The organism is Mesorhizobium sp. Cs1321R2N1 (genome assembly GCF_037179725.1).
In the GTDB taxonomy this organism is placed as follows: Bacteria; Pseudomonadota; Alphaproteobacteria; order Rhizobiales; family Rhizobiaceae; genus Mesorhizobium; species Mesorhizobium salmacidum.
In genome coordinates, this window is record NZ_JAPYKP010000066.1 from 1 (window position 1) to 15,633 (window position 15,633).

The window sequence follows — 15,633 nt, forward strand, 5'->3', positions numbered from 1 at the left end:
AGGCGCGCACCACTTCCTCGGCAGCCACCTTGCCAAGATCATAGGCGGTCGGAGTCGGCATGGTGCGCGGGTCCGAGGTGAACAGGTTGCGGCCGGTTGGCAAGACATCGGAGCGCCCGCGCGCGGGCGCTCCGGCCGGGCCCGCCTTGACGTGACGGCCATCGAGCGCGGCGAGCAGCGCGGTCTTCTCGGCATCGGCGCTCTGCCTGCGCATGGGGTCGGGCTCGTCGTCTGGGACGCGGCCATAGATATGCAGCCCGTCCTTGATGGCGAAATCCTTGAGGTCGCAGAGCCAGGCATCGATGCGGCGCAGCGCTTCGTCGGGCGCATGGGTTTTGGCGATGCCGGCTTCAGAGGCGACACCGGTCTTTTGCGCGGTTTCGACAATCAGCCTGGCGAGACGGTCGCGGCGGCGGCGGTCGAGGCCGTCGGCCTGGGCGTATTCGTCGACCAGCCGTTCGAGCCGTTGCTGGTCCTCGTCCAGTCCGGCGCCTGTCAGCGGCGGCGGCAGATGACCAAGGGTGACCGCGGCAATGCGCCGTTTGGCCTGTGCCGCTTCGCCGGGGTTGGAGACTATGAAGGGATAGATGACGGGCAGGGAGCCGGTGACGATCTCGGGGAAGCAGGCTTGCGAAAGCGCGACGGTCTTGCCGGGCAGCCATTCCAGCGTGCCGTGGGCGCCGACATGGATGACAGCGTGGACGCCGAGCGATTTGCGCAGCCACAGGCCGAACGCGATCAAAGCGTGGCGCGGAGGCAGTGTCGGGTCGTGGTAGTCGGCGCGGCGGTCCGCGGAATGGCCGCGGTCGGGGGCGAGTGCGACGGTGATGTTGCCGAAATGCGCGGCGCGGAAGGCGAAGTGTTTTTTGCCTGACAGCGAAGGTCTTCGCGAGGCGCCCCCCTCTGTCCTGCCGGACATCTCCCCCTCTAGGGGGGAGATTGGCAGCTTCGGGGCTCCGCTCGCCTCTGCGACAGTGGGGATTGGCGAAAACGGTGATGAGGGCTCGATCTCCCCCCTTGAGGGGGAGATGTCCGGCAGGACAGAGGGGGGCGCCTCGCGAAGACCTGTCTCATCTTCCGCTCCGCCCCAAACAGCCTCTACCGCAGCAATTGCCGTTGCCAGCAACTCTGTCGAAAAGGAGTGATAGTCGTCCAGCCTCAGCCCATCGTCGCCGCGCGCCAACAAATCCAGCAATTCACGCGGCGTTTGTGGAATCCCTTCAACGGCATATCCTTGTTGCTTAAAGTCCCGCAGCATGGCGATCACGCTGGACGGCACATCCAGCCCGACCGCATAGCCGGTGCGGCCAGGGGCGCTGGGGTAATCGGGAATGAGGATCGCCAGCTTGCGTTCGGCGCGCGGGGTCTGCTGCAGACGGATGAAGGCCGCTACGCGCCTAGCCACTTGCTCAACACGATCCATTTCCGGCCGGTTGGCCAAGGCGCGGTGGCCCAGCGCCGGGTCGACATCGCTCTCGCTCTTGAAAGAGATGGCGCCGGCAAGGATGCGGCCATCGAGTTCGGGCAGCACGACATGCATGGCAAGGTCGGCGGGCGCCAGTCCCCGCTGATTGTTTTCCCACACGTCGCGGCGCGTGGTGCCGACGATGACCTGGAAGACAGGCACGCCGGCGCGGTCGAACGGGGTTTCCACGCCGGGCTCGGCGCCAGAAGCGAAAGCGGTCGCGGTGATGATGGCGGCGGGTTTCAGCGATGCGATGGTATTTTCGACGAACGCCAGGGACACCGGATCCTTGAGACTGGAAACGAAGATCGGGACCGGTGCCAGTCCCTGGGAGTGTAAAGCCTCGGCCAGCGCATCGATCGGGGCGACATCGGCTGCAAGCAGCATCGATCGGTAGAAGAGAATCGGGATGATGGGAGTGCTGGCATTTGAAAGGTCCGGCTGTTCTGCGACCCCCAATCCAGATTGATAGTAACCAGCTTTCGGCACGCTGACCGGACTGGCGACGGGCATATCTTGTCCAGCCAGGCCTGCCAGCCTGTGCACCAGGGCGCTCATATTGGCCGGGCCGCCCTCGCGGAAATAGCCGAGCAGGCCGTCGAGTTCGGCGCGCGGCAGCGTCGAGGCTTCGATCAGCCTGAGATCCTCGTCATGGCTTTCACCCGGAAGCAGCGCCAGTCTTATGCCGCGCTCGCGGGCGATTGCCGCGAGTTGGTCGCAGCCATAGCGCCACCAGTCGTAGCCGCCGAGGATGCGCACCAGGATCACCTTGGCATGGCTGGCGACGCTGTCGATCCAGAGATCCACGGACATGGGATGGCGCAGGTCGCGCAGTGCGGCGAGCCGCATCGACGGCAGGCGATCGGCGTCGGCCTTCCATGCCGCCGCCAGTCCGGCGAGATCGCTGTCGGTGAAGGACAAGGCAACGATATCCGCCGGCGCCTGCCGGAGATCGACAGGCTCGGCGAGGTCGTCGAGCGAGGCGGAGGTCGTGGTGAGGATGTGCATCGCGGCCCGTGCCTGAAATCAGCCGGCGAGGATACGTTCGATCGCCGGACGGTTCAGCCCCTTGAGGCCGATGACGACGAGGCGCGAGCGGCGGTCGTCCCCGGCGGTCCAGGCCCGGTCGTAGTAATGATTGACGCGCGGGCCGACGGCCTGCAGCAGGAGCCGCATCGGCTTGCCACCGACCTCGACGAAGCCTTTCACCCGCAGCACGTTTTCCTGTTCGGCGGCGGCGGCGACGCGTTTTGCCAGTTCGTCCGGATTGGCGATCGATGGGATGTCGACGATGAACGTGTCGAAGTCATCATGCTCGTGGTCGAATGCGCCGTCGTGATGGGATTTGCGGTTCTCGATGTCGTCCTCGACGGCGAGACCAAGCCCGAGCAGCACCGAGGGATCGACCTTGCCATGAGACGTCGGCACGATCTTTACGGCGCGGGCGGAGTGTTCGCCAATGATGGCATGGGCGCGGGCTGAGCCCTCGGCGTCCATCAGGTCGCTCTTCGACAGGATGATCAGGTCGGCGCAGGCGATCTGATCCTCGAACACCTCCTCGACAGGATCATCATGGTCGAGGCTTTCATCCCCGGCGCGCTGCGCCTGCAGGGCGTCCATGTCGTTGGCGACGCGGCCTTCGGCAAGTGCGGGACCGTCGACCACGGCGATGACGCCATCGACGGTTACCCGGCTCTTCACTGTCGGCCACTGGAAGGCCTGGACCAGCGGCTTGGGCAAAGCGAGGCCCGAGGTTTCGATCAGGATATGGTCGACCTTCGGCGTCAGCGACAGGATCTGGTCGAGCGCCGGCACGAAATCGTCGGCGACGGTGCAGCAGATGCAGCCATTGGCCAGCTCGACGATGTTTTCCTCGGGGCAGGTGTCGATGCCGCAGCCCTTGAGGATCTCGCCGTCGATGCCGATGTCGCCGAACTCGTTGACAATGATCGCGATACGCTTGCCGCCGGCGTTTTCCAGGAGATGGCGGACAAGGGTCGTCTTGCCGGCGCCGAGGAAGCCGGTGACGACGGTGCAGGGAACGCGGGAAACGGATGCGGTCATATCAAGTCTTTCAGCATGTCGGGGGGAGGGATGCGGGCAACGAGGCCGCGCTTGAGGCTGTCGGGCCGGCCCCGCCAGGGAATGAGGCCGTCGCTGGAGGTGGCGAAGAGTTTCGCGCCGGTGACGAGATCGGCGCCGCTGGTCGTGGTCAGATCGCCGAAAACATAGCTCCAGCAGCCGTCACGCAGGATCGCGGCGCTCAGTCGGCGTTTGCAATTGCCGAGGCATTCGACGGTGCGGATGCGGATGTTGTCGCCCGAGGCGGCTTGGCGCGTATCTTCGGCCAAAAGTTCGCCGGCCCGGGGATGGGCGTCCGAGCCGCTCTCGTCGCGACAGGAGGCGCAGACGATGACAGTGATACTGGCCAGGGAATCATCCTCGCCGGACGAAATGTCCGTTGTTTCAGCCGAAAAACTGCTGTCGCGATCCAAATCAGGCTCCTTGCCCGGAAAACCCGCCGGGCGATCGGATACTAGCATTCCAGACGGCAGGTCTCCTGGCTCGCGGGTCATCGCCTTGGGTAGCCGCCTTCCCGGGACAATCCCAGTGGCTTTCGGCCTTGGCTCTTCGCTCACAGTTGCGGGGACAGCCGCGGATTTGGGATTTTCAATCCCGCACCGCATTCCCTCTTGGCTCCTCCCTTTGCCGAGAGGAGACCGTCTGGATCCGATTTAGGCTCTTGCGGGCAGCGGTGTCAACGCGAGCTTACGACACCGCGATGTCGGACAGCGCCGGGCCCAGGTCGCCGGCAGGCGTCACTTCGATGCGTTCGAGGCCAAGCCAGCCCTGCATCTGCTTCAATTCCTCGAAAAGCTGAGCGGCGGTATCGGGCGGTGCGCCGGGCTCGGCGTAAGCAGCATGAGCACGCAGGACACTTGCCGGCCGGTCTGCCTTGAGGTCGACGCGCGCCACGATCCTGTCGCCGAGCAAGAAGGGCAGGACATAATAGCCGTATTGGCGCTTGTCGGCCGGCGTGTAGATCTCGATCCGGTAGTGAAAATTGAACAGCCGCTCTGAGCGCGAGCGCTCGAAGACAACGGGGTCGAACGGCGCCAGCAGGGCGCGGGCCTCGATCTTGCGTGGCAATCGCGCGTCCCTATAGAGGTAAGCCGGCTTGTCCCAGCCCTCGACGCGGACCGGCAGCAACTCGCCGAGTTCGACCAATTCCTCCAGCCGGCCTTTCATGTCGGCGGGGGAGAGTCGAAAATAGTCGCGCAGGTCGCCCGATGTCGCGATGCCGTGGGCGCGGGCGGAGATGCGCAGCAATTCACGATGTGCATCCTCGGCGCCCGGTACTGGCAGGTCGAGAATCGCCTGCGGCAGCACGCGCTCTGGCAGGTCGTAAAAGCGCTCGAAGCCGCGCCGGTGCGCCGTGGTGATGCGCCCGGCCCAGAACAGCCATTCGAAGGCATGCTTGGCGTGGCTCCAGCCCCACCAGCCGCCGGAGCCTTTCTGGCCCTCCAGCGCGGAAGCGGCGACCGGGCCGCGCTGGACGACCTCGCGGTAGATCTCTTCTATGTAGGCGGCGTGCTCGCGGCCCCATTTGGCCAGCCCCAGATACATTTCATCGCCTTGCTCGGCGCGCTGCATGCGCCAGCGCATCAGCGGGTAGGTTTCGACCGGCAGGAACGAGGCCTCATGCGCCCAGTATTCGAAGACCGTGCGCTTGCGGGTCACGGCGGCGTTGTCGAGCAAAGCGAGGGGATAGGGGCCAAGACGCGAATAGAGCGGCATGTAATGGGCACGAACCACCGCACTGACGGAATCGATCTGCAGCAGGCCGGTGCGGGACAGAACGCGGGCGAAATGGCGGCGGTCGGGCGTGCCGGCTGGGCGGGGATCGAGAAATCCTTGAGCGGCAAGCGCAATGCGCCGGGCGGCGGCAAGCGAGATCTTTTCCTTCATGCGGATGCGTCCCTGATGGACCTGTCTGGCGTCGTTGCAAGGCGTGATTCCAGCCCATGCTAGCAGGGTTTTGGCGGCAACCGTGTCAGGAGAAAAAAGTGGAGTAAAGTGCGAAGGAAATCAAACAGGAGCGTATGGGACCAGTTTCTCCCGGATTGCCGTCCAGCTCGGTGTTTTGAACAAGGTTTGACTTGCTTCGCTGGAAGTGCTGCGCTAACCCTCGCCGCGTTGCAGCATAGGCTCCTTAAAACGGTTCAGCGGTTAAACTGTCACGCTTCCGCATTAAGGTCCGGTGCTGTAATCAACGTGGATTGGCGCCAACGGAAAGCCGCTGCATGAACGCACTCCTCAGTTCGTACCTGCCCATCGTCCTGTTTATTGGCGTGGCGCTGGTGGTCGGTCTGGCGCTGCTGGCCGCGCCGTTCCTAGTAGCCTACCGCAACCCGGATCCCGAGAAGCTGTCCGCCTATGAATGCGGATTCAACTCGTTCGACGACGCCCGCATGAAATTCGACATCCGCTTCTACCTGGTGTCGATCCTGTTCATCATCTTCGACCTGGAAGTAGCCTTCCTCTTCCCTTGGGCGGTGTCCTTCTCGAAGATTGGCATGCTCGGTTTCTGGTCAATGATGGTGTTTTTGGCAGTGCTGACCATCGGCTTTGCCTATGAATGGAAAAAAGGAGCGCTGGAATGGGATTGAACGACAGTTCAGGCACCCTCGTCGCGCCGAAGCCCAAGGGTATCATTGATCCCAACACCGGCAAGCCGGTGGGGGAGGACGATCCCTTCTTCCTCGAAATCAACAACGAGCTTGCCGACAAGGGTTTTCTGGTCACCTCGACCGAGGCGCTGATCACCTGGGCGCGCAGCGGTTCGCTGATGTTCATGACCTTCGGTCTGGCGTGCTGCGCGGTCGAGATGATCCACACCTCGATGCCGCGCTACGATTCGGAGCGCTTCGGTGTCGCGCCGCGCGCGTCTCCGCGCCAGTCCGACATCATGATCGTGGCCGGCACTCTGACCAACAAGATGGCGCCGGCGTTGCGCAAGGTCTACGACCAGATGCCGGAGCCGCGCTACGTCATCTCGATGGGCTCCTGCGCCAATGGCGGCGGCTACTACCACTATTCCTATTCGGTGGTGCGCGGCTGCGACCGGGTCGTGCCGGTCGACATCTATGTGCCCGGCTGCCCGCCGAGCGCCGAAGCCCTGCTCTACGGCATTCTTCTGCTGCAGAAGAAGATCCGCCGCACCGGCACGATCGAACGGTAAATCCATGGCCGCATCCCTTAGCGAACTGTCGACCTATCTCGGCGAGAAGCTGATCGGCCGCGTCAATGACGCGGTGCTCGCCTATGGCGAGCTCTCCATCAATGTCGAGCCGCGCGACCTGGTCGAAGTGATGACTTTCCTGCGCGACGATGCCCGCTGCCAGTTCATCTCGATCATCGATATCTGCGGCGCCGACTATCCGTCGCGGGCCAAGCGCTTCGACGTCGTCTACCATCTGCTGTCGCCGAAACAGAATGTCCGCATCCGGGTCAAGGTGCAGGCCGACGAAGAGACGATGGTGCCGTCGATCACCGGCGTTTATCCAGGCGCCGACTGGTTCGAGCGCGAGACCTACGATCTCTATGGCGTGCTGTTCTCGGGCCACCCCGACCTGCGTCGCCTGCTGACCGATTACGGGTTCGAAGGCCATCCGCTGCGCAAGGATTTCCCGCTGACCGGTTTCGTCGAAGTGCGCTACGACGACGAGGCCAAGCGCGTGATCTATGAGCCGGTCGAGCTCAAGCAGGAATTCCGCAATTTCGATTTTCTTTCCCCGTGGGAAGGCACCGACTATGTGCTGCCCGGGGATGAGAAGGCAAAGCAGTAAATGGCTGAAACCTCCGTCCGCAATTTCAACATCAATTTCGGCCCTCAACACCCTGCGGCGCATGGTGTTTTGAGATTGGTTCTCGAACTCGACGGCGAAGTCGTCGATCGCGTGGATCCGCATATCGGCCTGCTGCATCGTGGTACGGAAAAGCTGATCGAGGCCAAGACCTATCTGCAGGCGGTGCCTTATCTCGACCGGCTCGACTATTGCGCCCCGATGAACCAGGAGCATGCCTTCGCGCTCGCCGCCGAGCGCCTGCTCGACATCGAGGTGCCGAGGCGCGGCCAATTGATCCGCGTGCTCTATTGCGAAATCGGCCGCATCATGTCGCACATCCTCAATGTGACGACGCAGGCGATGGACGTCGGCGCGCTGACGCCGCCGCTGTGGGGTTTCGTCGAGCGCGAAAAGCTGATGGTGTTTTATGAGCGTGCGTCCGGCTCGCGCATGCATGCGGCCTATTTCCGCCCCGGCGGTGTCCACCAGGACCTGCCGCGCCAACTGGTCGAGGACATCGGCAAATGGATCGACCCGTTCCTGAAATCGCTCGATGACCTCGACAAGCTGCTCACCGGCAACCGCATCTTCAAGCAGCGAAATGTCGATATCGGCATTGTTTCGCTGGCCGACGCCTGGGCCTGGGGCTTTTCGGGCGTCATGGTGCGCGGCTCGGGTTCGCCTTGGGACCTGCGCAAGTCGCAGCCCTATGAATGCTATTCGGAAATGGATTTCGACATCCCGATCGGCAAGAACGGCGACTGCTTCGACCGTTATCTCTTGCGCATGGAAGAAATGCGCCAGTCGGCGCGGATCATGCGCCAATGCGTCGATCTGCTGCTCGGCAAGGAGAGCACCGGTCCGGTGTCGAACCTCGACGGCAAGGTGGTGCCGCCCAAGCGCGCCGCGATGAAGCGCTCGATGGAAGCGCTGATCCATCACTTCAAACTCTACACCGAAGGCTATCGCGTGCCGGCCGGCGAGGTCTATGCGGCGGTCGAGGCGCCGAAGGGCGAGTTCGGCGTCTATCTGGTCTCCGACGGCACCAACAAGCCCTACCGCTGCAAGCTGCGCGCACCTGGTTTCGCGCATCTGCAAGCCATGGATTTCCTCTGCCGCGGCCACCTGCTGGCCGACGTCACCGCCGTTCTTGGCTCCCTCGACATCGTGTTTGGTGAGGTCGATCGCTAAATGTCAGTCCGCCGTCTCGCAGAAGCCAGCGTCCAGCCAGCCTCCTTCGCCTTCAACCGGGCGAACGCGGCGGCTGCCAAGCAATGGATCAAGAAGTATCCCAAGGGCCGCGAGCAGTCGGCGATCATTCCGCTTTTGATGCTTGCGCAGGAGCAGGAAGGCTGGGTCACCAAAGCAGCGATCGAGACCATCTCCGACATGCTCGACATGCCCCGCATCCGCGGGCTCGAGGTCGCGACCTTCTACACGCAGTACCAGTTGAATCCCGTTGGTACCCGCGCGCACATCCAGGTTTGCGGCACCACGCCGTGCATGCTGCGCGGCTCGGAAGCGCTGATGGATGTGTGCCGCTCGAAAATCCACCACGACCAGTTCCACACCAATGACAAGGGCACCTTGTCGTGGGAGGAGGTGGAGTGCCTCGGCGCCTGCGTCAACGCGCCGATGGTCATGGTGTTCAAGGACACGTTCGAGGATCTGACGCCCGAGCGTCTGGCCGAAATCATCGATCTCTACGATGCCGGCAAGGGGGCCTCGGTGGCGCCCGGACCGCAGAATGGCCGTACAGGCTCGGAGCCGGCCGCCGGTTTGACGACGCTGAAGAGCGAAAAGGCGATCCTCAAGTCGACCCGCGACCGGGAGGCCCGGGAAGCAGCCAAGGCTGCAAAGGCAGCACCCGGCGCGATCATCGCGGCGCCGGTGCCGCCACCGGCGGCTGGTGCTCCTGACGCCCCTGTCGCGCCATCCAATGCCAGCAAGCCGAAGACAGACGCGCCCGAGACCAGCCCGGCGTTGAAGACGCCTTCAAAGGCCAAGGTGGCGCCGGCGACGGAGAAGGCGGCGAGCGTTTCTGCGCCGCTGCATTCGGCCGCCAATGCCAACAAGGCGGCGCCGGAAGTGGAGAAGGTCTCCAAGCAGCGCAGTGGACCGACGGTCAGGGCCGAACCGGCATCGGCCTTCAAGGCGCCGGAAGCCAAGGTGCCAGCCGCAAAGCCGGCAAAACCATCGCTGGAGGACAAGAACCGTCCGGCCGGTATCGACAGGCCGGCTGCGGTCGACGATCTCAAGCTGATCTCCGGGGTCGGTCCGAAGATCGAGGGTATCCTGCACACGCTGGGCATCTTCACCTTCGCGCAGGTCGCGTCGTGGAAGAAGGCCGAACGAGAGTGGGTCGACGGCTATCTCTCCTTCCAGGGCCGCATCGACCGCGACGACTGGGTCCGCCAAGCCAAGGCGCTCGCCAAGGGCGGCGTCGCCGAATACATCCGCGTCTTCGGCAAGAAGCCGGTCTGAGGGACGAAAAATGCTTCAGGACAAAGACCGCATCTTCACCAATATCTACGGCCTCTTCGACAAGTCGCTGGCCGGTGCCATGGCGCGCGGCGCCTGGGACAACACGCCCGGCATCGTCGCCAAGGGGCGTGAGTGGATCGTCAACGAGATGAAGGCGTCGGGCCTGCGCGGACGCGGCGGGGCCGGCTTTCCGACCGGGCTGAAATGGTCGTTCATGCCCAAGCAGAGCGACGGCCGGCCGAGCTATCTCGTCATCAATGCCGACGAATCCGAGCCCGGCACCTGCAAGGACCGCGATATCCTGCGCAACGACCCGCACACGCTGGTCGAAGGCGCGTTCCTGGCCGGCTTCGCCATGGGCGCGATTGCCGCCTACATCTATGTACGCGGCGAATTCATCCGCGAGCGCGAGGCGCTGCAGCGGGCGATCGAGGAGGCCTACGAGGCCAAGCTGATCGGCAAGAACAATACGTCGGGCTACGATTTCGAAATCTATATGCATCACGGCGCCGGCGCCTATATCTGCGGCGAGGAAACGGCGCTGCTGGAAAGCCTTGAAGGCAAGAAGGGCCAGCCCCGGCTGAAGCCGCCATTTCCGGCCAATGTCGGCCTCTATGGCTGCCCCACGACGGTCAACAATGTCGAATCGATCGCGGTGGCACCGACCATCCTGCGCCGAGGGGCGGCGTGGTTCTCGTCCTTCGGCCGGCCCAACAATGTCGGCACCAAGCTGTTCTGCGTCTCCGGCCACGTCAACAATCCGTGCACCGTCGAAGAGGCGATGTCGATTCCGTTCCGCGAACTGATCGAGACGCATTGCGGCGGTATCCGCGGCGGCTGGGACAATCTGCTCGCGGTCATTCCGGGCGGCGCCTCGGTGCCGCTGGTGCCGGCGGAGCAGATCATCGACACGCCGATGGATTTCGACGCGTTGCGCGATCTTAAATCCGGCCTCGGCACGGCGGCCGTCATCGTCATGGACAAGTCGACCGATGTCGTGAAGGCGATCGCGCGGCTTTCCTACTTCTACAAGCATGAAAGCTGCGGCCAGTGTACGCCGTGCCGCGAAGGCACCGGCTGGATGTGGCGGGTGATGGAGCGGCTGGTGCGCGGCGAGGCGCAGAAGCGCGAGATCGACATGCTGCTCGACGTCACCAAGCAGGTCGAGGGCCACACGATCTGCGCGCTGGGCGATGCGGCGGCATGGCCGATCCAGGGCCTGATGCGGCATTTCCGCGGCGAGGTGGAGCGGCGTATCGACGAATTTTCGCGCAACGCGCACCGGGCCGAACCGGTGATGGTGGCGGCGGAATAAAAAAAAACTTTTGAACTCGGGAAGAAGACGGGGCGGGACGAACGAAGAATCGACCAGGAGAACTCTATGGCGCCGTATTCGACACCCTACCCATTGATGCCCAATTTGGACCAGATCGAGAAGATGAACCAAGACCTGACCAGGATGCTGCCGAAGGAGATGGCCAACGCCGTCAACCTTTTCGCGCACCCTGTCGCGGGTGCGGTGGCGATGTCGGCGCTTGGCATGGGGCTCGCCAATCATGCGTTCGGCGTCTGGATGGGCGCGCTTTCGGGGGCCGCCGAGGCGTCACAGCGCCTCATGCAGCCGCTGATCGACGATTTCGAAGCACGCGTCGAGCAATTCGAGGACGCGAACTCGTCGTCCACCAGGGCGCGGGCGACGGCGAAGACCATGATTGCCGAGGCGCAGTCGTTCGCCCAGGAAGTCACCGATATCGCAACCAGGGAAGCCGCCATCATCGCGCCGACCGCAAGCGTCGCTCCGGCAACAAGCGAGGCCGCCGATGTGCTGCTGCCCGAGGATTTCCGTCAGCCCAAGGCCATGGCGAAGCCGGCGAAGCCGTCCGACCTCAAGGCGATATCGGGCATCGGTCCGAAGCTGGAAAAAGTGCTGAACGGTCTCGGTATCTGGACGTTCGCCCAGATCGCGGCATGGTCGCCGCAAGAGATCGCCTGGGTCGACGATTATCTGTCGTTCAACGGCCGTATCGGCCGCGACTGCTGGACTGTCCAGGCCGCGGCGCTGGCCGCCAAGAAGTAAACGGAATGTCGGGCGCTGCTTCTGTCGCGCCCGGGAAATGAGATTGCGGGAAATCCGCAGGGGTTTGAGACGAATGGCAAAGCTCAAGGTCGACGGGAAAGAAATCACTGTACCCGACCATTACACGCTGCTGCAGGCGGCCGAGGACGCGGGCGCGGAAGTGCCGCGCTTCTGCTTCCACGAGCGGCTGTCGATCGCCGGCAATTGCCGCATGTGCCTGATCGAGGTGAAGGGCGGGCCGCCCAAGCCGCAGGCCTCCTGCGCCATGGGCGTGCGCGACCTGCGCCCCGGTCCGAACGGCGAGCCGCCGGAAATCTTCACCAACACGCCCATGGTCAAGAAGGCTCGGGAAGGCGTGATGGAATTCCTGCTGATCAACCACCCGCTGGATTGCCCGATCTGCGACCAGGGCGGCGAGTGCGACCTGCAGGACCAGGCGATGGCCTTCGGCGTCGATTCCTCGCGCTACCACGAGAACAAGCGCGCGGTGGAAGACAAGTATATCGGTCCGCTGGTCAAGACGGTGATGAACCGTTGCATCCACTGCACGCGTTGCGTCCGCTTCACCACCGAGGTAGCCGGCATTTCCGAACTTGGCCTGATCGGCCGTGGCGAGGATGCCGAGATCACTACCTATCTCGAGCAGGCAATGACCTCGGAACTGCAGGGCAATGTCATCGATCTCTGCCCGGTCGGCGCGCTGACCTCGAAGCCTTTCGCCTTCCAGGCGCGGCCGTGGGAGCTGACCAAGACCGAATCCATCGATGTCATGGATGCTGTCGGCTCGGCGATCCGTGTCGATAGCCGTGGGCGCGAAGTGATGCGCATCCTGCCGCGCATCAACGAGGCCGTGAACGAGGAATGGATTTCCGACAAGACCCGCTTCATTTGGGACGGCCTGCGCACGCAGCGCCTCGACCGCCCCTATGTGCGCAAGGACGGCAAGCTGGTTCCGGCGAGCTGGGCCGAAGCGTTCGCATCGATCAAGGACGCGGTGTCGAAGACGACGCCTGAGAAGATCGGCGCGATCGCAGGTGATCTCGCGGCGGTCGAGGAAATCTTTGCGCTGAAGCTTTTGATGGCTTCGCTCGGTTCGAAGAACATCGATTGCCGCCAGGATGGCGCCGCGCTCGATCCGGCGCTCGGACGCGCCAGCTATATCTTCAACCCGACCATCGAAGGCATCGAGCAGGCGGACGCGGTGCTGATCATCGGCGCCAATCCGCGCTTCGAGGCTTCGGTGCTCAATGCCCGCATCCGCAAGCGCTGGCGTCTCGGCAATCTGCCGGTCGGCGTCATCGGCGAAGTCGGCGACACGCGCTATGACTACGAACAGCTGGGTGCCGGGCCGGATTCGCTGAAGGATCTGGCGGATGGCAACGGCAAGTTCTTCCAGACGCTGAAGAAGGCGACACACCCGCTGATCATCGTCGGTCAGGGCGCCCTGGCGCGCGCCGATGGCGCGGCCGTGCTCGGCCAGGCGGCCAGGCTCGCCGCTGCCGTGAATGCTACCCGCGCCGACTGGAACGGCTTCGCCGTGCTGCACACTGCAGCCGCGCGCGTCGGCGGCCTCGACCTCGGTTTCGTGCCGGGCGAGGGCGGCAAGGCCGTTGCCGGCATGCTGGGTGAGACGGACGTGCTGTTCCTGCTCGGTGCCGACGAGATCGACATGAGCAAGACCGGCGGCGCCTTCGTCGTCTATGTCGGCACGCATGGCGACGCCGGCGCGCACCGCGCCAATGTCATCCTGCCGGCGGCGGCCTATACCGAAAAGTCGGCCACCTATGTCAACACGGAAGGGCGCGTGCAGCAGACCAACCGCGCCGGCTTCGCGCCGGGCGATGCGCGCGAGGACTGGGCGATCCTCAGGGCACTGTCCGATGTGCTGGGCAAGAAACTGCCGTTCGATTCGCTGCCGCAACTGCGTGCCAAGCTCTATGGCGAATACCCGCATCTCGCCCGCATCGACCAGGTCGCGGCTGGTAATGCCGAAGACATCGCCAGGCTCGCGAAGCTCGGCGGGCGGCTGAACAAGGGCACCTTCACCTCGCCGGTCAAGGACTTCTATCTGACCAATCCGATCGCGCGGGCATCGGCCGTGATGGCGGAATGCTCGGCACTGGCCAAGAGCGGCTTCAAGCAGGCGGCGGAATAAGCATGGACACCTTCTTCTCCTTCTACGTGCTGCCGGCGCTGCTGATCCTTCTGAAGTCAGTCGTGCTGATCGTCGTGCTGCTGATCTTCGTCGCCTACATCCTCTACGCCGACCGCAAGATCTGGGCGGCCGTGCAGCTTCGCCGCGGCCCGAACGTCGTCGGCCCCTGGGGCACGCTGCAGGCCTTCGCCGATTTGTTGAAGTTCGTCTTCAAGGAACCGGTCATCCCGTCAGGCGCCAACAAGGGCGTCTTCCTGCTGGCGCCGCTGGTCTCGGCCGTGCTGGCGATCTCGGCCTGGGCGGTCATTCCGGTCAGCCAGGGTTGGGCGATCGCCAACGTCAATGTCGGCATCCTTTATGTCTTCGCCATCTCGTCGCTGGAGGTCTACGGCGTGATCATGGGCGGCTGGGCGTCCAACTCGAAATATCCGTTCCTCGGTGCGCTGCGCTCGGCCGCGCAGATGGTGTCCTATGAAGTCTCGATCGGCTTCGTCATCGTCACCGTGCTGCTCACCGCCGGTTCGCTCAACCTCAGCGATATCGTGTTGTCGCAGCAGGGTGGGCTCGGTACGCGGCTTGGCCTGCCCAACACGTTCCTCGACTGGAACTGGCTGGCGCTGTTCCCGATGTTCATCATCTTCTTCATCTCGGCGCTGGCCGAGACGAACCGTCCGCCCTTCGATCTGGTCGAAGCCGAATCGGAGCTGGTCGCCGGCCACATGGTCGAATATTCGTCGACGCCGTTCCTGCTGTTCTTCCTCGGTGAATATGTCGCCATCGTGCTGATGTGCGCGCTGGCTACCATCCTGTTCCTCGGCGGCTGGCTGCCCCCGTTCGACTTCGCGCCTTTCACCTGGGTGCCCGGCGTGATCTGGTTCGTGCTGAAGGTCTGCTTCGTCTTCTTCGGTATCTCGATGGTGAAGGCCTTCGTGCCGCGCTACCGCTACGACCAGCTGATGCGGCTGGGCTGGAAAGTGTTCCTGCCGATCTCGCTGTTCATGGTCGTCGCCACGGCGGCCTTCCTCAAGATCACGGGGTTTGCGTGATGTCCGCTTTGTCTCAAGCCGCAAAATCGCTGCTGCTGCAGGATTTCGTCAGCGCCTTCTTCCTGTCGATGCGCCAGTTCTTCGCGCCGAAGGAGACGATCAACTATCCGCACGAGAAGGGGCCGATCAGCCCGCGCTTCCGGGGCGAGCATGCGCTGCGCCGCTATCCCAATGGCGAGGAACGCTGCATCGCCTGCAAGCTGTGCGAGGCGATCTGCCCGGCGCAGGCGATCACCATCGAGGCCGGCCCGCGCCGCAATGACGGCACGCGCCGCACGGTGCGTTACGACATCGACATGGTGAAGTGCATCTATTGCGGCTTCTGCCAGGAAGCCTGCCCGGTCGACGCCATCGTCGAGGGGCCGAATTTCGAATTCGCGACGGAGACGCGCGAGGAACTCTACTACGACAAGGACAGGCTGCTGGCGAATGGCGACCGGTGGGAGCGCGAACTGGCGCGCAACATCTCGCTGGATGCGCCGTATCGCTGACATTTGACGCATGGACGGGGCGAGGGGCCTCGTCTAAGGACAAGCAACTTGCCAGCCGGAGGCGGC

At 63.8% G+C, this 15,633-nt stretch carries 14 protein-coding genes and 1 riboswitch; of the genes, 10 read left to right on the plus strand and 4 right to left on the minus strand.

Features of this window, described 5'->3' with window-relative positions; all coding sequences use genetic code 11:
- From O7A61_RS17735 to O7A61_RS17750, 4 genes are all read right to left on the minus strand, one after another.
- Positions 1-2,473: cobaltochelatase subunit CobN (locus O7A61_RS17735; RefSeq protein WP_337130900.1), on the minus strand; the 2,473-nt coding region annotated here is incomplete at its 3' end.
- Between the two features lie 18 nt (positions 2,474-2,491).
- A complete protein-coding gene (gene cobW / locus O7A61_RS17740) occupies positions 2,492-3,529 on the minus strand; it encodes a cobalamin biosynthesis protein CobW (protein ID WP_337130901.1) in 1,038 nt (345 codons plus the stop codon).
- Entirely contained in the window at positions 3,526-3,960 is a 435-nt protein-coding gene (locus tag O7A61_RS17745) for a DUF1636 family protein (protein WP_337130902.1), read from the minus strand. The genes cobW and O7A61_RS17745 overlap by 4 nt, the downstream gene beginning before the upstream one ends.
- 38 nt (positions 3,961-3,998) lie before the next feature.
- A riboswitch (cobalamin riboswitch) is annotated at positions 3,999-4,205 on the minus strand.
- Between the two features lie 29 nt (positions 4,206-4,234).
- Positions 4,235-5,434, minus strand: a complete 1,200-nt coding sequence (locus O7A61_RS17750; RefSeq protein WP_337130903.1) for a winged helix-turn-helix domain-containing protein — start codon at positions 5,432-5,434, stop codon at positions 4,235-4,237.
- 335 nt (positions 5,435-5,769) lie between these two features.
- On the opposite strand from O7A61_RS17750, the gene O7A61_RS17755 reads away from it, so the two are divergent.
- The 10 genes from O7A61_RS17755 to nuoI all read left to right on the plus strand — a co-directional run bounded on the left by O7A61_RS17755 (position 5,770) and on the right by nuoI (position 15,567).
- Complete coding sequence (locus O7A61_RS17755) at positions 5,770-6,135, plus strand: NADH-quinone oxidoreductase subunit A (protein ID WP_010910112.1); 366 nt, start codon at positions 5,770-5,772, stop codon at positions 6,133-6,135.
- The gene (locus O7A61_RS17760; protein WP_027145296.1) at positions 6,126-6,707 is read left to right on the plus strand and encodes a NuoB/complex I 20 kDa subunit family protein; all 582 of its coding nucleotides are present in this window, start codon (positions 6,126-6,128) and stop codon (positions 6,705-6,707) included. The genes O7A61_RS17755 and O7A61_RS17760 overlap by 10 nt, the downstream gene beginning before the upstream one ends.
- A 4-nt stretch (positions 6,708-6,711) precedes the next feature.
- Positions 6,712-7,314, plus strand: a complete 603-nt coding sequence (locus O7A61_RS17765) for an NADH-quinone oxidoreductase subunit C (protein WP_337130904.1) — start codon at positions 6,712-6,714, stop codon at positions 7,312-7,314.
- Positions 7,315-8,505 (plus strand): NADH-quinone oxidoreductase subunit D, encoded by a 1,191-nt coding sequence (locus O7A61_RS17770; protein ID WP_337130905.1) that lies wholly within the window; start codon positions 7,315-7,317, stop codon positions 8,503-8,505.
- Positions 8,506-9,798, plus strand: coding sequence for an NADH-quinone oxidoreductase subunit E (locus O7A61_RS17775; protein ID WP_337130906.1), 1,293 nt, complete (start codon positions 8,506-8,508; stop codon positions 9,796-9,798).
- 10 nt (positions 9,799-9,808) lie between these two features.
- Entirely contained in the window at positions 9,809-11,113 is a 1,305-nt protein-coding gene (gene nuoF, locus O7A61_RS17780) for an NADH-quinone oxidoreductase subunit NuoF (RefSeq protein ID WP_015317342.1), read from the plus strand.
- Between the two features lie 66 nt (positions 11,114-11,179).
- The gene (locus tag O7A61_RS17785) at positions 11,180-11,875 is read left to right on the plus strand and encodes an NADH-ubiquinone dehydrogenase (protein WP_337130907.1); all 696 of its coding nucleotides are present in this window, start codon (positions 11,180-11,182) and stop codon (positions 11,873-11,875) included.
- 73 nt (positions 11,876-11,948) lie between these two features.
- Entirely contained in the window at positions 11,949-14,030 is a 2,082-nt protein-coding gene (nuoG, locus tag O7A61_RS17790) for an NADH-quinone oxidoreductase subunit NuoG (RefSeq protein WP_337130908.1), read from the plus strand.
- 2 nt (positions 14,031-14,032) lie between these two features.
- A complete protein-coding gene (nuoH, locus tag O7A61_RS17795) occupies positions 14,033-15,076 on the plus strand; it encodes an NADH-quinone oxidoreductase subunit NuoH (protein ID WP_023763315.1) in 1,044 nt (347 codons plus the stop codon).
- Positions 15,076-15,567 carry an NADH-quinone oxidoreductase subunit NuoI gene (gene nuoI, locus O7A61_RS17800; RefSeq protein ID WP_027025978.1) on the plus strand — a complete coding sequence of 164 codons (492 nt, stop codon included), beginning with the start codon at positions 15,076-15,078 and terminating at the stop codon, positions 15,565-15,567. The genes nuoH and nuoI overlap by 1 nt, the downstream gene beginning before the upstream one ends.
- Positions 15,568-15,633: the final 66 nt, after the last annotated feature.